Genomic DNA, 25761 nt, shown 5'->3' with positions numbered 1-25761 from the left:
TTTACAATTATTACATAAATATGTTTACAGTTTTAAGGAGCCGTAACATTTAATTGCCAAACTTATACTACTATGTCCCGATTGCATTCCACCATGAAATTTTTAAACTCTACAATTAACTGCGGTTACATCAGGTTAAGTCTCTTTTTTATCTTGTCATTTTTGTTGTCAGTTTCACCGCTTACCGCACAGCAGGTAGTCACAGGCCGGGTTAGCAGTGGTGATACTGCCTTGGCAGGGGTGAGTGTTAAAGTAAAGGGAGTCACTACATCTGTTCAAACAGATGGCAGTGGTTTATTCAGCATTAATGCTTCGCCTTCATCAACGCTTGTCTTTTCAAATATTGGTTATGGAACACAGGAGATTGATATAAACAACCGAACCAACCTTCAGGTGTTTCTGGAACCGTTGTCTCAGAAACTTGATGAAGTAGTGGTGACGGGTTATACAAGGCAGGCACGTAAGGACATCACCGGATCTGTTTCAGTGGTCGATGTAAAATCGCTTAAATCGATTCCGGCAGGAACCGGGGAACAGGCGCTTCAGGGTCAGGCTTCCGGCGTAACTATCATAAGTTCCGGTGCACCCGGAGGAGCCAGCAATGTTTTCATCAGAGGAGTATCTTCGTTTGGAGATAATCAACCGCTCGTGATCATAGACGGAGTACAGGGAAGCCTTCGCGACATTAATGTTAATGATATTGAATCACTGCAGGTATTGAAGGATGCTGGTGCGGCATCTATATATGGCGTTCGTGGATCCAATGGAGTTATCATCATTACCACTAAAAAAGGTAAGGCAGGTACACCTACTGTATCACTGGATTCTTATTTCGGTTACCAGGTACCTCCGGCTGGCAATGTGCTTAACATCGCAAGTCCCGAAGCAGTAGCGGGGTTCGTAAAAAAAATGAAGCCCAATAGTATACTTTTTGCTAACGGTATGCCTGATTATACTTATGCCGGCCCTGGTGTAATAGGTGTTGGTAATGAAGGTGATCCTGCAGTTGATCCATCCAGGTATGTATTCGATGCAGCGAATCCTGCAAACGATTATTTAATCCAGCGCTTCAACAAGCAGGGAACTGATTGGTTTCATGAAGTTTTTAAACCGGCTCCCATGCAGAATCATACGCTTTCTGTTAGTGGTGGTACAGATAAATCCAACTACCTTTTTTCATTTGGATATTTAGACCAGCAGGGTACTTTACAGGAAACCTATCTTAAGAGATATTCGATCCGAAGTAATTCTGAAGTGAAAATAAAAAACAAGCTTAAGATCGGTGAAAATCTGTATGCTTTTTATAAGCAAAATCCTTCTTTCAACAATCAAAACCAGGATAATGCTATATTCTTTGCTTACACCATGCCTTCTTTTATACCTGTTCATGATATTAATGGCAAGTATGGCGGCACCTGGGCAGGACCAGAATTAGGTAATCGCTGGAACCCCGTAGCGATGTTGGAGAACTCATCCAATAACCGGGCAAACTCCTGGAACGTTAGCGGTAATGTATTTGCTGAGCTTGAAATACTTAAACACTTAACTGCACGAACAAGCTTTGGCGGAACCATAGATAACCAATACTCTTATAACTTCTTTCCAAATCAGTACCAGGAGAAAGAACAACACAACGGAATTAACCGTTATAATGAAAATGCCTTATTCAACAGCAGCTGGACCTGGACAAACACACTTGTATATAGTCAGGTATTCGGAGAGCATAATATAAAATTACTGGTGGGTTCCGAAGCTATTAAGAATTCCGGGCGGTCAGTCGGTGGTTCCTCTTCCGGTCTTTTCTCAACTGATCCCAATTATCTTGTATTAAATAATGGTACTACCAATGTTACGAATTACAGTAATGCCTATGCGAACAGTCTTTATTCGTTATTTACCCGGTTGGACTATTCATTTTCCGGCAAATATTTATTAGGAGCAACAGTGCGGAGAGACGGTTCTTCCAGGTTCGGAAGTGCCAAAAGATATGGCGTGTTTCCTTCGTTTTCTGCCGGATGGCGCCTCTCACAGGAAAATTTCATGAAGGACATTACCTGGATCAATGACCTGAAATTAAAAGGAAGCTGGGGAAAGCTTGGATCACAAAACAATGTGTCTCCGACAAATGCATTTTCTCTTTTCAACTCAAATTTCGGCAACTCATATTATGACATCAATGGTTCCGGCTCAATACAGCAGGGATTTTATCAAACTAATATCGGCAATCAGAATACCGGCTGGGAAGAAGATATCATAACCAATTTTGGTTTTGATGCATCACTTTTCAATAATAAGATTGAAATCTCGGTAGAACGATATAAAAAGGAAATCAATGGACTGCTGTTCCCTCAACCTTTGCCGGCAACAACAGGAGGGGCGTCTGCACCTGTTATCAATATCGGTGATATCGAAAACAAAGGATGGGATGTTTCGGCCGTTTATCATGGAAAAGTTGGCAACGATTTCCAATATAACATTGGTGCCAACATCACCACTTATCAAAACATGATTACAGACATTCCTGGTCCCGGATATTTTGATGTGGGTATAGCAAGAAATCAGGAAGGACAGGCTGTAAGTGCATTCTTCGGATATGATGTGGTCGGCTTTTTCAGAGATGCCGATGATGTATCACAATCGCCCACACAACAGGACGCAGCGCCGGGCCGCTTCAAGTACAGGGACGTGAACGGAGATAAGAAAATTTCACCGGATGATCGCACATTTATTGGTAATCCAAATCCCGATTTTACCTATGGACTAAATTTGAGTGCGGCTTATAAAAATTTCGATTTCTCTATGATGATTTACGGTTCCCAGGGTAACGATGTCTTCAATTCTTTAAGATATCAATTAACTAAATGGGACGATTTTATGGGTGCCCTTAGCAATGATCTCATCTTCGATTCCTGGAGGCCCGACAATCAAAATGCCAAAGCACCGATTCCTGAAAACTCTTCAAATTTCAGCAAGGGTAGTTCAAATTCTTTTTATGTGGAAGACGGTTCTTTTCTTAAATGTCGCTCAATTATGTTAGGATACACCATCAGGCCTGCTGCATTGAAAAATGCAGGCCTCAACAAGTTCCGGGTGTATTTCCAGGTTGCTAACTTATTTTCCATAACAAAGTATTCAGGGCTGGATCCGGAGCTTACTTCTGCTTTTGGAAGTTTAAGCAGTAACCAGCAAAGTGCTGCGTTTGGAATAGATAATTCCAACTACCCTAATAATTTCAAAAACTTCATTGTTGGATTGAACCTGTCTTTCTAAAAGTTATCACTTAATAATAAGAATATCATGAAACTATATTCCAGAATTATATTCATAAGCAGTCTCGCATCTATTGGCTTGTTTGCCTGCAGCAAAAAATTTCTTGATGAACAACCACGGGGTTCCACAAGCGAAAATACTTTAGCGAATAAAGCCGGAGTGAATGGTTTATTAATCGGCGCCTATTCTATGCTGGATGGTATCGGCGGGCCCGCAACCGGAGGTGCACCTTATTCACAATCTATCAGTAACTGGGTTTTTGGAGGAGTAGCTTCAGATGATGCACATAAAGGCTCAACTGATAATGATCAATCTGCTATAGCGGATATCGAGAAATATGCAGTCAACTCAACAACGTCTTATTTGAATGGTAAATGGGTTGCTGTTTACACAGGTATTCAGCGCGCAAATGATGTGATAAGAGTACTGGCTAAAGTAACTGACGGATCAATCTCGGAGCAGGAGATGAAAAGCATTAAGGGTCAGGCAGTTTTTTTAAGAGCGGTGTTTCATCTTGAAGCAGCAAAACTCTGGAGAAATATTCCCTATGTAGACGAAACAGTAAATTACGAAAACGGCAATTTCAATGTTTCTAATGAGGTGCCGGTATGGCCTAAAATTGAAGCCGACTTTCAATTTGCAGCGGATAATCTCGAGCCCACACAACCTCAGAAAGGAAGAGCTAATTCCTGGGCCGCAAAATCTTTTCTTGCCAAAGTATATATCTTCCAGCATAAGTATACAGAAGCAAAGCCATTGCTGACAGATATTATATTGAATGGCGTAACTGCCTCCGGCCAGAAGTATACACTGGTGCCCTTCCAGGATAATTTCAACGCAACAAAAAAGAACAATGCGGAATCAGTTTTTGCCGTTCAAATGTCGGTTAAGGACGGTGCAGCAGGAGCAAACAATGGTAATATCGGTGACCTCCTTAACTTTCCTTATGGAGGTCCAACCACGTGTTGCGGCTTCTATCAACCATCCTTCAGTCTCGTTAATTCTTATAAAACTGATCCGGTAACAGGATTGCCGTTATTAGATACCTGGAATAATTCAGACATAAAAAATGATCAGGACATCAGCTCAACAACTCCGTTTACACCTTATGCCGGAACATTGGATCCAAGGTTGGACCATACCGCTGGAAGACGTGGTATTCCTTATCTTGATTGGGGCCTTATGCCTGGTCAGGCATGGGTAAGGGCGCAGATCCAGGGTGGACCATATATCCCGAAGAAGAATGTAATTTATAAAGCAACAGCAGCAACTACCGGTGATATAGCACAAGGCTGGGCAGTTAACCAGGCAACATCCATCAACTATGTTATGATACGTTTTGCCGACGTATTACTGTGGGCCGCTGAAGCGGAAGCAGAAGCCGGAAGTTTAAGTGAGGCCCAGGCTTACGTTAACCGGGTAAGAAACCGTGCGGCTGATCCCGCCGGCTGGGTTCATACTTATGTAGATAATGATCCTGCAAAAGGATTTACCAACATTCCCGCAGCGAACTATAAAATAGACCCTTATCCTGCATTGATGTTTGAAACACAGGGTAAAGATTTTGCGCGTAAAGCTATCCGGTTTGAAAGAAAGCTGGAATTTGCTATGGAGGGCCATCGCTTTTTCGATTTACAACGATATGATAACAATACCGGATATATGGCACAGGTTCTTAATGATTATATTAAGCACGAAACATCCATACCTGGTTACGACTACCAGATCCTGAAAGGAGCAACTTTTACAAAAGGCAGAAATGAATTGTTTCCCATCCCATTAACCCAAATGGATCTGAGTCAGCAGGACGGAAGCTCTATATTAAAGCAAAATCCCGGATACTAAACCGTAAAAATCCAGATCCCTGGGTTACAGGGGTTGGTTGTAAATTAGTTTACATATATAAATAATATATGTAAACTAATTCTCACATAGTTTTATAAATTTTAATGCCCAATTTTTTATAATAGTGTGCTTTAATCAGCTAAATAGCTATTTTTAGGTCGATATTAACGTTGTTTTTGTAAACATTTTAATCTAGTAATCAAACAAACACTTGCCATGAAGCGAAACTTAACTGCTGTTTCCTTTTGCCAGAAGTATCTCTTAAGCCTGATCCTTTTATTACTACCCACTGCTTTTTTGTTCGCACAGCAAGTGTTGGAGGGGCGCGTCGTTGATGCTACGTCTAACCAGGGACTAGCCGGCGCAAGCATATTAATAAAAGGCTCATCACGTGGAACTTCCACGGACAGTTTAGGAAATTTTAAAATTTCTGCAGCAAAAGGTGAGATTTTACAAATTAGTTCCACCAGCCATCAACCACAGGAAGTCCGGGTAAACAATACCGGTTTAATTACTGTTTTTCTTACCAGTAACAACTCACAGCTTGGAGAAGTTGTGGTTATCGGTTATGGTTCCCGGCAACGTAAAGATGTTACCGGTGCCATTTCACAGGTAACTGCCAAAGACATTGAAAAAAGTACCGCCTTAAGTCCTGAACTCGCCCTGCAAGGACGTGCTGCAGGTGTTTTCATCAATTCCGGTGGTGGAGATCCGCAGGCCAGACCCACGGTAAGAATACGGGGTGTTAACACTTTCGGCTATGCAGAGCCGTTATACGTAGTGGATGGGATTCCTATTTATGAAGGGGGTGCCGGTTCCAGTAGTAGTTCTTCTACCGGCGACATCAGGTCTCCGATAAATATCATGACCCAGATCAACCCACAGGATATTGAATCTATATCAGTTCTAAAAGATGCTTCTTCTGCGGCTATTTATGGTGTCCGGGCTTCAAATGGTGTTATTTTAATAACCACTAAAAAAGGTAAGTTGGGTCGTCCTAAAGTGGACGTCAGTTCCTCTTTCGGTGTACAGAATATTACCAAAACATATTCAGCGCTCAATACACAACAATACTTCGATCTCGTAAAGGAAGCCTATAATGCAAATCCCAACGGTAGTATAACGTTCGAAGCGCAAAACGGACCACTATATGATGCTTCAAGTCCGCTGTACGTAGGAAACAATCCTACCTATAACTGGCAAAAGGATTTGTTGAATAAGAATGCTACCATGCAGGAACATAATATAAGAATTAGTGGAGGAAGCGAAGGCACTACGTACTATGTTTCGACAGGGTACGCAAAACAGGAAAGTCCGTTAAAAGCTAACGACATGCTGCGTTACAATATCGCGGCCAATATTGATACAAGAGTTTCGAAATTCCTTTCAGCAGGTATTACACTCCGTTTGGTTCAGCAGAATGCACTTGTGAACACCGGTACAGATTTAACCTCGCTTGCTGCAAAAGTGCCATTCCAACCCATATACGATCCATCAGATCCTTCTGGTTTTCAGGGCGTTTCAACCGGCTCTTTTGTACCAAATCCTGACTACGATGCCAGCAAAATAGATGCGGGTCCACTTTTCAATTTTGCACCAGGAGATCCCAAACTGCTTTGGGGTCCCCAAAGTGGGGAGAATACCTTTGCCTTTCAGCGATACAATGATAACAAATACGATATCATGAAGGCCATGGGTAATGCCTATGTGCAGATTGAACCAATATCGGGATTAAAAATAAAAGGTAGCCTGGGGGGTGACTGGTTCACTAACCTTCGAAAAAGTTGGACAGACTATGATATGTGGCGTTTTTCGCAGACGCCCGGTAATCCTTATTCCGGTCACAACGGTCAGGCTGAAGGCAGACTTATGGAAAGACGCGGTACCAACTACAATTTATACAAGGAGCTAACAGTAAACTACAACCGCATATTTGCCGAAGAGCATAGCGTTGATGTGATCTTGTCTGCTTCTGACCAGTTTGCAAAATGGAGTTGGGTGGATTTGAGTGGTAATGTGAATGACCTTGACCCTCAATACAGGGGCATTTCAAACCAACCACCTTTTACACAGGGATCTTCAAGCATCCTGCAGGAAGATGCCCTGATCGGTTATATGGCAAGGGTTAGCTATAAGTTCAGTGATAAATATTATGTGGATGCTACACTGCGATACGATGGCTCTTCAAGACTGGCTCCCGGGCACAACTGGGATTATTTTCCGGCGTTTGCCGTTGCATGGCGTATCAGCTCAGAAAAGTTTTTCCCGAAAGTCGATTTCATTAATGACGTAAAAATCCGTGGAGGCTGGGGCCAGTTAGGCAATTTTCAATCAGCCGGTTATTATAAATATCTCTCAGGTGTTAATGGATCTCCTGATTACCCATTGGGTTCCGGAAATGGTAACGGTAATGGTACACAAACACAAGCAATCAGACTTCCTGATTTCGCCAACCTGAACCTTCAATGGGAAAAGCTGAAGACTATCAATGCAGGAATTGATGCGATGTTGTTCAATAACAAGATCTCATTTACCGCAGAATATTATGACAAGACAACTTTTGATATCATACAGGGTGTTTCATTACCTCCTAATACCGGTATTCAAAGCCAGGCGGATCTTAATATTGCGCAGGTTAAAAACTCAGGTTTTGAATTGCAGCTCGGTTACAATGATAAACTCGGTCCTGTAAATTTTAATGTCTCCGGAAACTTCACAACAGTTAAAAACAGGGTACAGAAACTAAACGGCGGAACCCCTCTGGGTGGTGAAACCGGAAGAATTGAAGAAGGTTATTCTATGAATTATCTGTGGATGTACCAGGTAGGAGGCGTGTTTCAATCGCAGGCGGAAATTGACGCATGGAGATCTAAATATGCGGACGTAAGTATTGGCCAAAGCCTCACTAACGCTGCAGCTGGTTATCAATATAAACCCGGTGATATGTATTTTACGGATGTATATGGTAATCCAAGAAATTCAAAGGAAAGATACAGTCCGTTTCAGGATAGTATCATCAACACCAGTGACCGCGCTTATGTTGGCAAAACAATTCCCGGATTTTATTATGGCCTTAATATCGGTGCCAATTACAAGGGTATAGATATCAGTATTTTCTTTCAGGGCGTAGGCAACGTGCAAAAATATAACGGGGTCCGCAGCGGACTTGAAGGAATGGGGGGACTGGCCAATCAGCTTACTACCGTACTTGATAGATGGACGCCGTCCAATCCTTCATCAACGATGCCAAGAGCGGTATTTAACAATCCTTCAAATCCATCCAGAAATTCGACCAGGTATGTAGAAAATGCAGGGTATCTCAGATTAAAGAATGTTCAGATCGGATATACTCTTCCGAGAACCCTGTTGAGCAAAGCGGGTTTCATTCAAAATTTACGACTATATGCCAGTGGAATCAATTTGTTTACCGTAACCGAATGGACAGGTCTTGATCCCGAAAACGATGGTGTTCCTATTACCCGTCAATTCACTTTTGGAGTCAACGCAACTTTTTAATCCAGTAATTTATTTACAATGAAACTCTTTATAAAAACATTGCTGATCATATTCTTATTTTCATGTTGCATGGTCGTCAATAGCTGTAACCGGGATCATCTTGATCTGTTACCACATGGCCCTACCGAGCAATCTTATTTTGTTACGGAAGACGAATTCAATCGCGCTGTGTTGGGCGTGTATGCTAAAATGAGTGATTTCTTCTGGTTCAATACTGCACCCGGAAATTCAACCATATCTGCTTTTTTATTGCCGGGTGATGATATCACTACGAATCAAAGCAATGAGGAATTTGAGATATTCGGTCCTCTGCAACCCACGTCTGGCAGGGTTTCCTATTTGTTCTCCAGGCACTATCAATTGATCAACAGAGCCAATGTCGTATTACAGAAGATAGCTGAAGTAAAGGATGGCGTTTACCTAAACCCGGAATTAAAGAACCACCACAAAGGTGAAGCACTTTTTTTAAGGGGATACGCTTACTACAACTTGTGGATCTTTTATGGTACCGCTCCTTTGGTTATAGATCGTCCGGAATCATCAGATCAGTTTACACCTCCCGGTACAACAGGTACCCAACTGCTTGATCAGGCAATCAAGGATTTTACGGATGCAGAAGCTTTGTTGCCCGGAATATGGGATGCTGCCAACAGAGGGAGAGTTACAGCAAATTCAGCCCATGGGATGCTTGGGAAATGTCTTGTATTCAGAGGCTCCGCAACAAAAAATGCGGCAGATTATACAGCTGCAATCACGGCATTTAATAAAATTTCCGGCGCTGCACTTGTTTCAAACTTCACTGATAATTTCGCATGGGACACTGAGAATAATGTAGAAAGTTTATTTGAATACCAATCCGGCGGTGCTTTTTCCGAAGATAATGTTTGGTTGGATAATGATTTTGATAATGCGATCGGTTCCTTTTCAGTTTACTGGGGATTTTACTCAAACAATGCAACAGGGCAACAGGGGAGATCCCGTTTTTTTGGAACCACGAAATTGTTGAATGCATTTAGCACGAACGATCCAAGACGGACGGCTACACTAAATCCTACAAATAGAACAGTCACTAAGTACGCGTCCCGCGACAAAGAAACAGGAAGTGGTGTAAGTTCAATGAACAATTATCGTATACTTCGTTATGCAGATGTCCTGTTATTAAAAGCAGAAGCCATTTTACAATCCGGCGGTTCAACAGCAGATGCAATAGCACTGATTAATCAGGTAAGGGGCAGGGCAAGGGCAATGGTGCCAGCCAGTGTGGAACCAGCAGACAGGGCTGTTTCAGAAACAAATAAAGAGACCGTTATGACCTGGATCATAAATGAGCGTTTTCTTGAATTAGCAGGAGAAGGGCAGAGATGGCCGGATCTTAAAAGATGGCAATTGCAGAACATCATTTCATTAGACAATGCTTTCTTCAGTTCCAATCTCAACACCGTTTCTTTTCAGCCGGCAAAACATTTAAATTTTCCTATTCCAAGTAATGAGATCGATGTAAATCCAAACATACCGCAGAATACGGGCTACTAAGGAAAAGCCCGTTGGTTATTCTTTTAATTTAAATCATAGTTAATGTCTGATGAACGTTCGAATCTTTCTACACGTCGTTCAATGATCAGCAAAGGCACTGCATTGTTTGGCACCTGCCTGCTTTCTGCCACAGCCATCCCGGCTAGGGCACAAATTGCTGACACGAATAAGGAGGATCATATTATTAATGTGAAAAGTTACGGGGCAACCGGAAAACGTGCTGATAATGCAACAAAGGCATTCAAAGATGCTATCGCGGCCGGATCATTGCGTGGTGGCGGTATAATCAATGTTCCACCTGGCGAGTATACGGTTGGCACAATAGAGTTGAAAGACAATATCACACTGAATATTGAAGCAGGAGCAACCTTGTACTTAAGTCAATTAAAAGAGGACTACCGTCAGGGACAGCGTTCAATGATCTTTGCACAAAACGCCAAAAATATTGCAGTAACTGGAAAAGGTGTTTTGGATGGATTGGCTCAATATGATTACACTGAGATGAAAGGTCTCGATGTAGATATCAGCAAAGAGATAGAGCTCGCAAGAGCAGCAGGTGTGGATATGCGCAGGTATTATCGCAAAACCACTGCACTTAACGCATTTATGTTTGTGATAAATGATTGTACTGATTTTCTTCTAAGTGATATAAGCATATTGAATTCTCCATTATGGACCGTTCGGTTAAATGATTGTAACAGGGTGTTTGTAAGAGGAGTATATATTTATTCTGACCTTGAAAAAGGAGTTAATGCAGATGGCATTGATATTTGCTCATCAAGTAATGTTACCATTTCCGATTCGGTAATTGTAACTGCTGATGATGCAATCGTACTAAAAGCAATAGCGCGTAATGGCAAAAAAGCCAACCCGGTTGAAAACGTTACCGTTACCAACTGTATTCTAACATCGTCATCAGCAGCCCTGATGATCGGCACGGAAACAGAAGCAGATATCCGGCATGTATTATTTAATAATTGTGTTATCCGCAATTCCAATAAAGGGTTCGGTATAACTGTACAGGACGGTGCTACAGTAAGCGATGTCATTTTCAGCAATCTTACTATTGAAACAAGCCGCCGGCACTGGAACTGGTGGGGAAACTCAGAGATGGCAAAGTTCCTGCTTATAAAAAGAACCAAATCTTCCAGACTTGGAATAATAAAAAACATCGTTGTTGAAAACATCATAGCTCATGTTAGAGGCACCAGTACCATGACCGGTCACGCTGATCAGCCACTTGAAAATATACGGCTCTCGAACGTGCAGATATTTATGCATCCGGAAAACTCGAAAGACAAACGTGCTTCTCATTCGTTACAGATAGAGGGAATCAATGGTTTGAAGATCGATAATCTTTCCGTAAAGTGGGAGGATGAAGTAGAGAAAAAATGGAAAAGTGCTTTATCATTAAAAGATGTTGCTGATTTTGAAATATGTTCTTTTTCAGGACGGCAGGGAATTAAAGACGCTAAGGATCCGGCCATTCTAATGAATAATGTGCAGGATGGTACTATCAGGGATTCACGTGCTACGGAAGGAACTAATGTTTTTATTCACCTGGAAGGAAAAGAAAGTAATGACATCAGCCTTAGGTTTAATAATGTCAAGAGAGCGAAAGAACCAATAACCTACAGTAGTCAGGAACTCCGGAAGGTGATGAATAATATTTAAGGTAAGCGGAATCTCCACAACGTATAAAGGAACAATGAATGAAAGTTTTTTTCATCAGTATAAGCATCTGTTTTGCGTCAGTTTCAGCATCTGCGCAGGAGCATCATAACGTACAGGTAACGGTTAATACCGAAAAAACCTTTCAGACCATTGAGGGGTTTGGTGGCTGCATCATAGATTACGTTAATCCACCCGCCTTCTTCAATGACCCTAAGCTTTATGATCTTGCGGTAAATGATTTAGGAATGAGTATACTGCGTATGTCATTTCCGCAGGAACTCGAGGCTGTAAATGATGATTCGGATCCGGATCATTTTAACTGGAGTGGTTTCAACATGCCTTTCCTGAAGCGTCGTATGGATATTGCGCTTGAATTCAAAAAGCGGGGATTGGAAAAGTTTATATTTTCAACCTGGTCCCCACCGGAATTTATGAAAACGCATCGGTCAACCACACAGGGAGGAGCACTAAGAGCCGATATGTACGATGAGTATGCTGAAAATATGGCTGCGCTTATAATTGCCTGCAAGCAGAATTGGGGGATCGATATCGGTGCAGTAGCAATTCAAAATGAATTGTTGTTTATTGAACCTTATAAGTCCTGTATTTATTTGCCGGAGCAGGCCAGAGAGGCGGTAAGGGCCCTGATGCATAAATTTAAGAAAGAGAATATTAACACCCGGATACTTTTACCAGAGGATATGATGTTTTTGAGTCGTATGCTGGCATACATTGGCCCTACCATGGCGGATCCGGAAACGAAAAATTTCAACGGAGGTTTTGCCACTCACCGTCAGGAAGGGTTTGAAACAGTACGAAGATGGGCGGATTCAACAAAAAAATATAATCGCCAAACCTGGATGACTGAAACTTCCGGGCACCACATGAACTGGCCAGGGGCGATGAAAATGGCTACAGATATGTACGACTACCTGGTTGGCGGTAATATGAGTGCATGGGTGTATTGGCAAATTGCTGAACCAAACAGTGAGTATGCGATTATGGATGGTGCAAAAACATCGCCTAAATATTTTGCAGCAAAACATTTCTATCGGTATGTTCGTCCCGGAGCCTTGCGGATAGAAGGCGAATCTTCAGATAAAGATATCCTTGTCTCAGCTTTTAAACACAATGAGCAGGGTACCGTAACAATGGTACTGATTAACCGCGGCGATCAGGAAATGAAAGTTAATGTTCAGGTTGATGGTAAAAATATACCAGAAACTTTTAACTGGTACCGTTCTACAGATAAAGAAAAATGTGAACTAAAAGGTTCCCTGAAAAAACAGACCATTATCGTCACATTACCGCCTCAGAGCATAATTACGCTCAACGGTGAAAATAAATTACTGGCATCCACAAAGATTTCACCATGGCCGGCAGCCTGGCAAATACCTATAGCTTCAAAAAATAAAAAGATTGGTGATTTTAGTAATTTAGAAGAAGATGCAAATGGATGGACGCCCTTGCATAAAGCGATTCTGAATGGCAGAAGCAGGGAAGTTAAATCATTACTGGAAAACGGGGCCAACTTAAACAAACCTGCAAAAGACGGATGGACGCCTTTACACATGGCAGCCGGAACTTTTGTTGGAACTCCCCAGCAGAATGATGGAACACCTGCAACTACAAAGTATGATGTTTTCAAACTGGTATTAAATGCGGGACCTGATATCAATGTTCGGACAAAAGACGGACAGACACCCCTGCATATCGCCGTTATGAATGCTCATACAGCATGGCGTCAGCAAGAAGCCGAAAGCTTTAACCGCATCAGGGATTTAATAAAAGCCGGCGTGGATATCGAAGCCAGGGACAGTGCAGGTATGACTTGTCTGCACTGGGCAGCCAGGCAGGGTTACGGACGAATGACAGACATGTTAAAAGTTTCCGACGGAGTAGTTAAAATATTAATTGAATCAAAAGCTAACATTAATGCGATTGATAACCGGAATAGAACCGCATTACACTATGCTTCGGAAATGGGATTTAAATCAATAGTGTTGGCTTTGGTAAATGCAGGAGCAAATACCAGATTAAAAGACCAGAACGGAAATACCGCAGACGATCTTGCCGGCAACCGGAAACTTAACGAAGTAGTCGCCATTCTCCAGGGAAAAGGACCAAAGAATGCTGACTCCGGGAATACAACTGCCGCAAACGATTCAAATGAGGTCCGAAAATATGGAGCAGCGCTTTTAAAAGCAGCATGGATGGGAGAGACAACCAAAGTAAAAGAACTACTAAGAAAAAACGCTGACATATTTTACCGGGATGGCGATGGCTTCAGAGCTATAGACCGGGCAAGAGACAACGGGCACAAGGAAATCGTTAAGCTCCTGATGGAGAAAGAAGCAGAAATATCAAAATAAACGAATTAATGAAGAATTACATGAATAAAAGATCCTTTATAGGTTGGCAGGTAAAAAGTCTGGTATTAATGTTTTCAATATTTTTTACATTGAATTCAATAGCACAACAAAACCTGCGAACATGGGAAGTATTCGAATTGAAGCTCAAAGCTGCTAATCGTACCGCGAACCCTTATGTGCAGATACCAATTACAAAAGAAGGTCTGGTGAAAATCAATTTCACTGGTATTGATGGCGATGCTGCGGGAGAAAGCATCGATATTTTTGGATTCTGGGATGGAGGACAGGATTGGAAACTTCGTTTTGCTCCTCCTAAAAGTGGAACCTGGGAATACAAGACTTCATCTGCAGACAAGGGATTGAATAATAAGAAAGGTAAGCTGATAGTAACTGACTGGCAGAACAATGAAAAAGACCAGAACCCCACGCGCCATGGTTTTGTACAGGTTATGCACGAAGGACCACAGGCGGGCCATTTTTTCCAATATACAGACAACACTCCGTTTTTATGGGTAGGTGATACATGGTGGAACTGGACAAAACGAAGTATAAAGTTGTCTACTTATAAAACAATGGTAGATGATCGTGCCGCGAAAGGATTTACCATTGGTCAGCTTTTCGTTGCAGCCAATGGCTGGGGAAAGGATCCTTCTATTCTTGATGAAACTTATACTATCCCGGACATCGCACTTCTGCAGAAAGTAGATAGCATGATCTCCTATGCCAATAGCAAAGGAATCACTGTGTGGGTGCATGGCTGGTGGAGCCGGAAAAACTTAAATCTTACTGCAGGTGAGGAAAAGATGAAACGGTGGTGGCGCTACCTGGTGCATCGCCTGGGTGCTTATAACGTGGTTTGGGTGATAGCCGGAGAATACAATCTCGACAATTATGGAGGCATGGGTCTGCCATTCTGGAAATCTGTGGGGCAGATGATAAAAACCGAGGATCCTTATAACAGAATAGTCGGAGCTCATAACACGCCGCCGAACTGGAGTGGAGGAATGGATGCTCAACAGTGGTCAACAGCGGAAGTTCTTCACAAGGAACCCTGGCTTGATTATAATCAGACCCAGGTTGGCCACGGAAAAATGGCAAATGAAATGATCCCTGATGTAATCAGCCAGTCTTATTCGGAAAAGCCTTCCAAACCGGTTGTAGTCACTGAACCATGGTATGAGTTCATTGAGGGTAACCCAACGGGAATGGACATACGCTTTGCCGCATGGTCGGCTATGTTGTCCGGTGCAGCCGGGCATACATACGGAGGCGGACATGTTTGGCTGGCCAATGTACCGGAATCTTCCGGTGGCGGAGGAACATGGCCTATGGAAAAAGGATTTGAACGAAACACAATGGATTATGAAGGGGCTGTATCCATGGGTCATTTCTCGGGGTTTTTCCGGAAAATAAAATGGTGGCAAATGAGTCCTCATCCCGAACTTGTGTTAGAATATCCTGATAAATATTGTACGGCTATTCCGGGTAAGGAATATGTGGTGTATATGCGTTGGGGCGGTACGTTGAAAGTTGATCTTCGGCCTTCTTCCGAATCTGACAATTTTGAATACTACTGGTTTAACCCGGGAACAGGAAAATCAAATGAGGTGAAAACAGTGAAAGGGGGTGCTGCCCGGTTTTTTGCTGCACCAGGTGGTTATCCTGGTACCCTCGATTATAAAGATTGGGTTTTGTATATCCGGAAGAAATAAATTGTGTATAAAAAATTACGCTTTGAAGACAAGATACCAATTTTTATCTTTTTTAGTTTTTTGTACGGTCTGTTCATTCGATGACGTCTATTATAAACCGGAAGATTATACTTCCGTTTTAAAAATTGATGCTCATACACATTTCCGAACAGAGAGTCTCGTTTTTTCAGAAAAAGCAAAAGAAGATAATTTTCTTTTATTGGATGTGAATCTTGATTCACCTGGCGAACCTGAGCTTGCCGAACAACAGCGGCTCGCGCTGTTTCATATCAGTAAATTTCCTGATAGGGTCAGGTTCCTGAGTGCTTTTAGTCTCAAAAATCAAAACTCGCCGCAATGGACAAATGAAACCATTGCAGGTATCCGGAAATCCATTTATAACGGCGCTTTAGGAATTAAAATCTGGAAGAACATAGGCATGTATTATAAGGATGCTTCTGGCAGATTTATTTTGATTGACGATCCGAAGTTTGATTCAGTTATTAATTATCTTATTAAAGAAGATAAAACCTTATTGGCCCATTCCGGTGAACCAAAGAACTGCTGGCTGCCTTTGGAAAAAATGACTGTCAAAAATGATCAGAGCTATTATAAAAGTCACCCCCAATATCATATGTATCTTCATCCGGAATATCCTTCGTATGAACAATTAATCAATGCCCGTGACCACTTTCTTGAAAAACATCCTACACTCCGTTTTGTAGGTGCGCATCTGGGTAGCCTTGAATGGAACATAGATGAACTGGCCAAACGTTTAGACAAATTTCCAAACATGGCTGTTGACATGGCCGCCCGTATAGGACATCTTCAATACCAATCGATCACGAACTATGAAAAAGTAAGAAATTTTGTCATAAAATATCAGGACAGACTGATCTACGGAACCGATCTTAATAATTCGGTTTCTGATACAGCAGCTTCCAGAAATTATTGGCACCAGACATGGTTCAGCGACTGGAACTATTTTGTTACCGGCAACAAGATGGAATCTGTTCAGGTTGAAGGAGCATTCAAAGGACTTCGGTTGCCCAGGACAGTCGTTGATAAAATTTACAGGCTTAATGCCATTCGGTGGTTTAAAATAAAATTATAATTATTCCACATAAAAAGGAGTGTTAGCAGAAGAAGAGTGATTGTACTTGTCGGTCACGTAAACGAATAACCTGTATGCACCTTTTGTGGGCGGTGTGGTAAATTGAATTTTATTTCCTTTTTTATCCGTGAGCCCTGCTATTGGCTGCGGCTCCTTTTCTCCCTGACCTGCATATGATGCATACTGAGCCTCTGGTCTTATCTCCCAAGTGAATTGTAATATATCTTTGTCAGGATCCGAGGCAAATGCCTGTACTGTATAGGACGATGAAGGACTCAAACGGTGAATTTGATATTTGCTTTTTCCGTCAATACTTATGGAGTCGGTTACAGGTGCCCGGTTGGATGGCCACTTGCCTGCCCACAGATACTGCATTACATCAACCACAGGCGTTTCATTTCCTTTGGAATCGAACATATTAAACCAGGTATGTGTCGTTTCCTGTTTATGCCCTGACCAGTAAAAAACAAATGAACCCAGGCATTGCCCTTCATTGGCGAGAATAACTTTTTCATATTTATCTTTATAGACAACAGCTTTTTCCGCAGCAGTCTGCTCGAAAGGCGCTTTCCAGGGCGTTTTCCTTACTTCCCAATAACCACTGGGCCCCCATTCGGCAATCACGTAGGGTTTGTTCCATCCCCATTTTCCCAGCGTATCAGCCAGGCCGTAAATATCCTTATATGTATTAAGACCTAAAAGGTCCAGGTCCGGACACCTTTTAATAATATCTGCCAGTTTATACATCCTGCCGGTACCGATAACCGTTAGAACCAACCGGTTCGGATCAATAGCTTTTATTGCTTTTGCAGCCGAGTTCACAGCATCCCATACAGCAGGATTGCAAGCATTATCGGGTGGAATAAAATCCAGTTCATTTCCAACGGCCCAAAATTGAATTGCCGGATTATTTTTGAATTGCTTTACCAATGCCAGCACATTTTCAAGTTGCCGTTGAACCGCTGTCTTATCATTATAATCAAATCCATTTCGTTCAGATTCGAAAGGAAGCCCTACCATAGCCATCAAACCTTCCTCGCCGGCCTTTGCTATCTGCTCTGCTTTGCAGGGAATCCTGATTGCATTCCCGCCATATTTCTTTATCTTATCAATATACTCATACGCAACGGCTCCTTTAATAAAGGTTTTTGTACCATTCACATTTAGTTCAAAAGCGTTTCCTTTCTTTATTATCACCGCCTGGGCATAAAGCGGCTGCATACCTGAAATGAAAACCATCATTAACTGTGCAATAAAGAATGATTTTATTGTCAGTTTACCTGGGTATCTGTTGTGCTTTCGATTGAAAGCAGATAATGCAGCCGGCATATTTTTAAAGATTTATGTTATGATAGTTGTGATAGAATAAAATAGTTGTGTTAGAATGAATTGCACACATTTATTTTTTCTCGCCTCCTTTGAGCACACGCTTGAAGAGGTTCTTCGTCATCTGCCTCACTCTTTCATCCCCTTTTGCGAAATCGATCTCTTTGTAAACCAATGATCCGCTGTTATTAACCGGATTCTGATAAGACGGTGTTTTGGCCAATGGCATGCTCCAGAAACAACTTGCAGCATTGAAAACGATATTATTTTTCGGGCCATCATAAATTGTTACAGCGTACGGTTTTCTGCTATCGCCATGACAGCAGCTGGCATTAAAAGAATCGGAAGTGGCCAGCACCACCAGCGATGGATCATTTTTAAGCGGGTAACCGTGGTATTCCCAACCTATCAGATCCGGAATCGTATCGTTCATTTTCATACCTGTTCCTTCAAAAAGCCAATGGTCAGGAACCTTACAAACGAAAGGCGCATAGCCTACACCGTAAGAAGTAGAACCCATTAGTTCTTCTTCATTTTTAAACATGGTTTTTGGTCCCATTACTTTATTTGGCGTACCGTCAACAGATGGCGTAAGCGGTAATCGACCGCTGATGGAATTACCTGAAAAGAAAAGCAGGTTTAATCCTTTATCTCTTGCTTTTATCAGGTTGTCAAACATTTCCTGCGACCAGTATTCATCATGGCCCACAGAAAGAAAGCCCTTTGCGCGATTCAGACCCTCTCCATCGGCGTGGGTATCCGTATTCGAAATATAACTTACGTCATAACCTTCTTTCTCCATCCAGTAGCTGAGCGGATATTCCCATAATAAAAATTCGCCCGCACCCAAAGAATATGGATTAAAATCAGAAGGAAGATTATTTATAAATATCCCATACGGACGGTTGAAACTAACAATGGTACCAGGCTTATTATTCCATGCCTTATGCTCCAGGTCGTACAGGGAATTCCAGTATGGCCAGCGGTTATACGCAAGCCAGGTCATATCCGAGCACTGGAAAAGAAAATCAACCTTTCTTTTATCTTTCACTATAAAAATCACATAAGTCTGTGAAGAATCTTTCAGCGTCGTAATCTTCCCGATATATACACCACTCATCCAGTCTTTAGGAATGGTGAATGAATAGCTTTCTTTCCAGCCACATTCGAAAAGATTGGTGACAGGATCTGGTTTAGGTTCTGCCTGGGTAACACCTTTTAATTTTCCGACCGACAACATTTTTCTACCACCCTTTCCTCCATAATATCCTAACCGGTATATGTCCATCTTAAACTCGGAAACAGGATTGGTACTTACAAAAATCTTCAGTTTTTCACCGGCGAGAATACTCTGGTGAGAGACATATCCTTCAACAGCCGGGCGCCTGCACCATTGGTTGTCCGGATATTCACACTCCCGCTTTTTAACGTTTGTAATTAACCAATCGGTTGTTCCTTCTTTCTGATTCTCCAGAACAATTGCGCTTCTTTGAGCTGATGCAATATTGAATACCATCAACAGTATAATTCCTGCAGTGATTTCGCGGAATTTTCTTGCCATATTATATGTATTTAAGATGTTATTGGAAGCTTTTGTAATTGCTTGGTTTATTCGTTTACAATTATAGCCATAAAATGTAAACAGAATAACAATTCCGAAAGTTTTAATCTCCGGATATTCCTCATACTTTTTTGATGATGTCTGCTATGCGTCTTTGCAGGATATGTGCAGGAAAATATCCGGCGTATGCGGTTTACCAGGCATGATGGCAGGCGGGTTGAGCTATACCTGACAGCTATTATTGTTTGATTTTTATATAAAGCAGCCAGTCCTCATTAACATGTGTTGGTTTTTCAAATTTTTTGAAGCCGCCCTGCCAGTTTATAAATTGTTTATCGTTGGAATTATCTGCTGCATCAAAACTTGTTACCTCATATTTACCGGCAGGAAGCCTGATACTGATAGTACCGTTGGTTGCAGGCTGATAAGCCAGATATTCTTTGCCATTGTTAACAAGGCAAAAACCGGTAGAACATACCAACGAATCTGAAGTCGGTGTCATGTTCACAAGGTCCATCATCTTTGCATATCGCTGAACATCACCAAGGCTTTTGCGCTGCGGATCATAATGAGGATTTGTTGCCACTCCTTTAAGGGGATGATTGGGTGTTGGATCAGCTCTGTCCCAATGCACATCATAAGAATCCATATGTATCGGATGATTTCCTCTTGTAAAGGATTTGAAAGTCCAGTTGCGCTGGTTAATTGCAGTATATCTTAAAAAGTGATTTCCCAGATGATCATTGTCAAGTACTATCGGCTTATGAAGGCTGTCGGATGGGATGGGAGGGTTTCCAATATAAGGATCTTCCAATGACCCCCATTTTGTGATAACGCAGGGACTGAATGTATCTGCGTCTGTGATCCAGATTGAATTATTTCCCACACCATTTCCCGTACCATCAAGAATAAGATGTTTTTTCGGTTTTTGCTTTTCGTAATTCCTGATAAATTTAACCAGATGTGCTTTCCAGGGAATACTGCTCTCTATCGTTTCATTCCCAATCTCCCAGATTATATTATCATATTCATTTAAAACATCAATCATTTTTCTAACATAGGCTTCATGGAACTTAACGATTTTACTATTTTCGAGAGAGTGTACTTTATTGCCATATCCGATTGTATCCGGATCTCCATCCACACCGTTAACATTATTGAGCTTATACATCGGATGTCTTATCCAGTCTTCTCTAGATGCATCACAGGTTCCGCTCCATCCCTGGAACAACATTACTCCAACATAAATACCTCTTGATGCTGCTTCTGAAGTAAATGAACGGACCATTTCGAAATACGCAGGATTGAGTTTATTCAGATCATATTTTCCTTCAGCGTTTTTGAGCCAGATATCCGTTTGACCGGGTTGTTCCCACATCCACAACCGAACATAGTTGAGGTTCCAGTATTCAACAAAATCAAGGTATCGCGAAAACTTTTGAAGATCCCATCCATCAGGCATCCATTGTTTTTTTACTGGTTTCCTCATCCAGGTATGCGAACCCGTTAGTACGATCGCTTTCCCTGAACCATCAGTAAAATACCTGAAATTATCAGGATGAACTTTTATCGGTTGCGCCAAAACTTCAACAGCTACACCAAATATGTAAAAGAATAATAGAGCAATTATTTTGCCTGTTCTCAAATCAGATACTATTTAATGATTTCGATCTCATTTCCTGTTGTTTGTTTGATTTTTAATACTCCGCCTTTATTCATCGATAGCCAGGTCCAGCCAACAGCACTTGTATCACTCACTTCACTGAGTAATTTTCCATTGACTTTTATACTTTTTGGTTTTGCTGTAAGTTTCAGGAGATCATCAGAAACTGAATCAAAAATGGTGTAAGAGATCTGCGCTGGTTCGTACACGATTTTTTTAACGGTTGACGAACTGCGCAACAGGTGGTCCTCATTTTCAGGTGCCAGTTGAGGAGCCGCGGCCATAGCACGCAAATAATGACGCGAATAATCTCCATATCCGTCTGTCATCCATATATCATTGGTTGGATAGAAATTTTTGCCATCGTTATCTACCATATAGGTAGCCCAGTTTAACTGGCGTATTGCGTTGCGGGCATAGGTAGTATCGCCTGTCTTTTCCCAGTAGAGCAAATCCATAGATGCCTGGCGGGACGAATGACTATTTCCAGGAACACGGTAAGCAGTTTGTTCGTCGATACAGATAATTCCATATTTCAGGTATTGCTTATTTCCCAGCTCAGAGTAAACCCATTTAAAAATATTATTAACAGACTCTTTCCAGTTCGGATCCAGTTCCGGATGTTCCATGATAAACATGGCATACGTTATTGCATTTATTTGAGTGTCGGACCATCTCGGTACATCTTCAAAAAAAGGTCCCCATTTATTATTTTTTGAAGGATATTCTTTTAACCAGTTTATGGTAAGATCGAATGCTTTCTGATAAGCTCCGGCATTTCCTTTTTTAAGTTGTATTAGCTCTGAGAACAGGCCCAGTGTGCCGGTCCAGAAGGTAGTATAACTTGATTTTTTGGTTTCCTTTTTAGTATTTTTCAAGTCCTTATCCATGCCTTCGTACCAGACCTCATGGTTTATCAAAATCCCGGTTTCACCGGTTTTTGCATTCACTTTAAATGGCCAGGGTGAATTATCCACGTCACCGGGCTTTACACTATCGGCCAAGGTATTGGCAATTTTTATAGCGGCATCAAGATATTTCTCATCGCCGGTCTTTTTATATAATGTGACCAGTTCGTATCCAAAAGAACCTGCCTTATCTGGTTGCAAATAATCTTTTCCAAGGATCATGTCACCATCATAAACACCGGAATGAATCACCATGTTATAAGGATAGGGTAGATTTGGCCATTTACTATCCGGGGAGGAAAGAGAATGAGCGAGATAATAATCTGCCATATACTTCATATTCTCTATCAACGACTCATCACCGGTATAATTATAATATAAATTCCAGGAAGAAAGCGCCATCATGAGCTGGTCACCTCCAAGTCCTCTTTTATCATGATTGGGCCTCCACACCTGGTGATTCATATAATATTTCTCACCATTGGAATCGATCTCCATATTTTTCCAGAAATTCCAAACACGGTCCAGTACCAGGTCGTACGACTGACCAAGGTCTGCAGAATACCAGGGAAGAATATACCCGTTTTCATCGACTCTTACTTTATGATAGATTATACTATCCTGAAGCACTGTGTCAGTTTTAGTGCCCAGCATATCCGCTGTTAAACCCTGATAAGTTGAATTCGTTTCAGAACATGCTGTAATAAACAACAACCCGGCTAAAGATGGAATGAATAATTTGCGCATTTTTTTCAAAATGATTGTTATATGGTTAAAACATACCAGGGTATACACTACAGTTTGTCGAGTACCTGTTTATTTATATCAAGCGTATGATAAATATCTTCCTCGCTATGAGCGTGACTTACCGAACTTTGTTTGCAGGCAAGTGGTATCAGATAAATTCCTTTATCTATAAGAGCCCTGCGGTACCGCAGATCGAAATCAAAATCATGCGTATTTAAAATATCGTGTACATCTTTAGGCGCTTCCCCGCAAAAATAAGTGCAGGAAGCCGAAGCATTTCTTGCAATCACCGCTGGTATGCCTTTTTCATTAAAAAGCGATTCCAGTCCTTCATATAGCAGGTTACACATATTGGAAATATGGTCATAAACACCAGGATCCTTAAGAATTTCCAGTGTTGCTATCGCTGCTGCAGTATTGATCGGATGAGCATTGTAAGTTCCGGCTATCAATACTTTTTTGGATGGATCTGATGCATCAAATAATTCCATGATCTCTCTTTTACCTCCGATTATACCGAGTGGATAGCCGTTTGCCACTGCCTTTCCGAAAACTGACAAATGAGGAGTAACTCCGGCGATTTGTTGGTAACCGCCCAGGGCCGAACGAAATCCGGTTTTAACTTCATCAAAAATGCATACTGTTCCGTATTTGTCACAAAGATCCACGAGGCCTTTTAAATAACCAGGCTCTGGTAAAATCACTCCAACGTTTTGCAATACCGGTTCAGTTAGCAGGCAGGCAACAGGATATTTTTGCAGTATGTATTCTACCGAAGCGAGATCATTAAAATTAACGCAGTGCACCTGCTTTTTTACAGCTTCCGGAATACCTGCAGAAGAGGGGATAAATTGATATTCACCCGGAGATACACGGGGTCCTAACTGTGAAATGGAAGGCATTACCGCCCTGGCCACATCATTGTGCCAGCCATTGTATCCACCCACCATCAGAATTATATGTTCCCTGCCTGTATAAGCCCGGCTCAAACGGATAGCATGGGCCGTAGCTTCGCTGCCTGTGTTTGTAATTTGTACCAGCTCCAGGGACGGAATAAGTTCACAAAGCAACTTTGCTAACCGGATCTCCAGCTCATTGGTTCCGCTTCCTATCAGGGACAGCTGATCAGTAATTACCTGGATCACCGAATTATTTACACCCGGATGATTATGTCCAAGCAAATAAGGAGCGAAAGCCGCATGATAATCAATATATTCCTTACCGTTGATATCATAAATTTTACTTCCTTTTCCTTCTTTAAATACAATTGCCGGATTTACTTTCCGATTCAATGAAACCACTCCGCCGGCGATATAACGTTCCCCTTCCGCTAAAACCTTCTCAAATAATCCCGGATTTTCTCTGATAATCATGTTGCTTTTTTTATCTATAAATGCAATTATGTTTACAAATTAACGGCTTTATTTGTAAACAAACGATCTTTCTTAAATTAATAATTCCAATTGCAATACCGGTTAAATTTCGGGACTGACTGCTGAACATTCAAGGTGAAATTGGAATGCAAAAAGATATTTTGTTGAGACTGCAGATATAACAATTTCATAATCGGAAACTCTTGATGTTTATCTTAAAACAAAAGTCCTTTGCGTGCCCATACTAGAAGGATGTAGCAACAAGGATTTTTCCAGTAGAAAAAATATACCAGTAGAAAAAAATATATATTTCGCTGAAGTATCTATGGCGTTGCATGTCACCCGCTATTATAAAAGGGTCTGCAAAAGATCATGATAGATTCTAAAGAAGTTACGGAACTTCAACAGCTGATTGCTTTATCGGACGATCAAACGGCCTATCTGCGCTTGTATCGTATCTATATTACACCGCTTCTCAAGTTTGCCGGTTCTTTCGTGAAATATAAACCGGCGGTCGAGGAGATAGTGTCTGATGTTTTCCTGCAGGTTTGGCATATGCGACGAAAACTGGACACCATCAACAATCTCACCGTTTACCTTTATACCTGTGTCCGTAATCATTCCCTGAATTACCTTGCCCACCAAAAACGGGAAATAACCACATTGTTTGCCGAAGACAATCTTGCCATTGCCAGTTCTGCACCTGATCCGGAACAGCTTTATATTACTTCGGAAATGATCAGGGAAATGGATCAGGCTATACAACAACTTCCACAAAGGAAATAAAAAATGAAAAACAGTCGACCATTCTAACAAAACCTAACGAGAAGATCGTCGTCTATTCAAATACGTTAGAATCGGGCAAGAGTGATAATAATTCCGGTAAGGTTGATCAGAATAAAAGCCAACGGATTTTCCAGGTGTCCACAGCGGTCATTAATCCGAAGGGCAGCCTGCTGGTTGAAACAGCCTGGATGGAAGATCGCCTGGTATTCCGGGCAGAAACCTTTGTAGAACTGGCAATCCGTATGATAGAATAAAAGATAAAATAAAACATCCATTACTAAAATGCTAAAATAAAAAACGGGAAATGTTGGTCCATTTCCCGCTGTCCAAAGTACTGGAACCTACGCCCGCGAAAGCTATCGGTTCCGATTTAATAAACTTT

14 protein-coding genes are annotated in these 25761 nt (G+C 41.6%); 9 read left to right on the top strand and 5 right to left on the bottom strand.

Annotation, left to right across the window (positions count from 1 at the left end):
- Positions 1 to 72: 72 nt before the first annotated feature.
- The 8 genes from VK664_RS04545 (at position 73) to VK664_RS04510 (ending at position 17015) form a co-directional block, all read left to right on the top strand.
- The gene (locus tag VK664_RS04545) at positions 73 to 3270 is read left to right on the top strand and encodes a SusC/RagA family TonB-linked outer membrane protein (RefSeq protein ID WP_461397428.1); all 3198 of its coding nucleotides are present in this window, start codon (positions 73 to 75) and stop codon (positions 3268 to 3270) included.
- Positions 3271 to 3297: 27 nt separating this feature from the next.
- Positions 3298 to 5115 (top strand): RagB/SusD family nutrient uptake outer membrane protein, encoded by a 1818-nt coding sequence (locus tag VK664_RS04540; RefSeq protein WP_461397427.1) that lies wholly within the window; start codon positions 3298 to 3300, stop codon positions 5113 to 5115.
- A gap of 216 nt (positions 5116 to 5331) precedes the next feature.
- A complete protein-coding gene (locus tag VK664_RS04535) occupies positions 5332 to 8631 on the top strand; it encodes a SusC/RagA family TonB-linked outer membrane protein (protein ID WP_461397426.1) in 3300 nt (1099 codons plus the stop codon).
- Positions 8632 to 8649: 18 nt separating this feature from the next.
- Positions 8650 to 10164: a RagB/SusD family nutrient uptake outer membrane protein gene (locus VK664_RS04530; RefSeq protein WP_461397425.1), complete on the top strand. Its 1515-nt coding sequence runs from the start codon at positions 8650 to 8652 to the stop codon at positions 10162 to 10164.
- A gap of 42 nt (positions 10165 to 10206) precedes the next feature.
- Complete coding sequence (locus VK664_RS04525; RefSeq protein WP_461397424.1) at positions 10207 to 11838, top strand: glycoside hydrolase family 28 protein; 1632 nt, start codon at positions 10207 to 10209, stop codon at positions 11836 to 11838.
- Positions 11839 to 11876: 38 nt separating this feature from the next.
- Complete coding sequence (locus VK664_RS04520) at positions 11877 to 14210, top strand: ankyrin repeat domain-containing protein (protein WP_461397423.1); 2334 nt, start codon at positions 11877 to 11879, stop codon at positions 14208 to 14210.
- Between the two features lie 8 nt (positions 14211 to 14218).
- Complete coding sequence (locus VK664_RS04515) at positions 14219 to 15922, top strand: apiosidase-like domain-containing protein (RefSeq protein ID WP_461397422.1); 1704 nt, start codon at positions 14219 to 14221, stop codon at positions 15920 to 15922.
- 22 nt (positions 15923 to 15944) lie between these two features.
- Complete coding sequence (locus VK664_RS04510; protein WP_461397421.1) at positions 15945 to 17015, top strand: amidohydrolase family protein; 1071 nt, start codon at positions 15945 to 15947, stop codon at positions 17013 to 17015.
- On the opposite strand, the gene VK664_RS04505 is transcribed toward VK664_RS04510, so the two are convergent.
- From VK664_RS04505 to VK664_RS04485, 5 genes are all read right to left on the bottom strand, one after another.
- Entirely contained in the window at positions 17016 to 18344 is a 1329-nt protein-coding gene (locus VK664_RS04505) for a glycoside hydrolase family 2 TIM barrel-domain containing protein (protein WP_461397420.1), read from the bottom strand.
- A gap of 70 nt (positions 18345 to 18414) precedes the next feature.
- Complete coding sequence (locus VK664_RS04500) at positions 18415 to 19902, bottom strand: N,N-dimethylformamidase beta subunit family domain-containing protein (protein WP_461397419.1); 1488 nt, start codon at positions 19900 to 19902, stop codon at positions 18415 to 18417.
- 238 nt (positions 19903 to 20140) lie between these two features.
- Positions 20141 to 21547: a hypothetical protein gene (locus VK664_RS04495; RefSeq protein WP_461397418.1), complete on the bottom strand. Its 1407-nt coding sequence runs from the start codon at positions 21545 to 21547 to the stop codon at positions 20141 to 20143.
- Positions 21548 to 21555: 8 nt separating this feature from the next.
- Positions 21556 to 23220: a hypothetical protein gene (locus VK664_RS04490; protein ID WP_461397417.1), complete on the bottom strand. Its 1665-nt coding sequence runs from the start codon at positions 23218 to 23220 to the stop codon at positions 21556 to 21558.
- A gap of 47 nt (positions 23221 to 23267) precedes the next feature.
- The gene (locus VK664_RS04485) at positions 23268 to 24593 is read right to left on the bottom strand and encodes an aspartate aminotransferase family protein (protein WP_461397416.1); all 1326 of its coding nucleotides are present in this window, start codon (positions 24591 to 24593) and stop codon (positions 23268 to 23270) included.
- A 372-nt stretch (positions 24594 to 24965) separates the two neighbouring features.
- On the opposite strand from VK664_RS04485, the gene VK664_RS04480 reads away from it, so the two are divergent.
- Positions 24966 to 25379 carry a sigma-70 family RNA polymerase sigma factor gene (locus VK664_RS04480; RefSeq protein WP_461397415.1) on the top strand — a complete coding sequence of 138 codons (414 nt, stop codon included), beginning with the start codon at positions 24966 to 24968 and terminating at the stop codon, positions 25377 to 25379.
- Positions 25380 to 25761: the final 382 nt, after the last annotated feature.

The sequence above is a fragment of the Flavitalea sp. genome (assembly GCF_035489435.1).
Lineage (GTDB): Bacteria > Bacteroidota > Bacteroidia > Chitinophagales > Chitinophagaceae > DATHKG01.
This window is presented reverse-complemented; position numbering and strand designations above follow the sequence as displayed.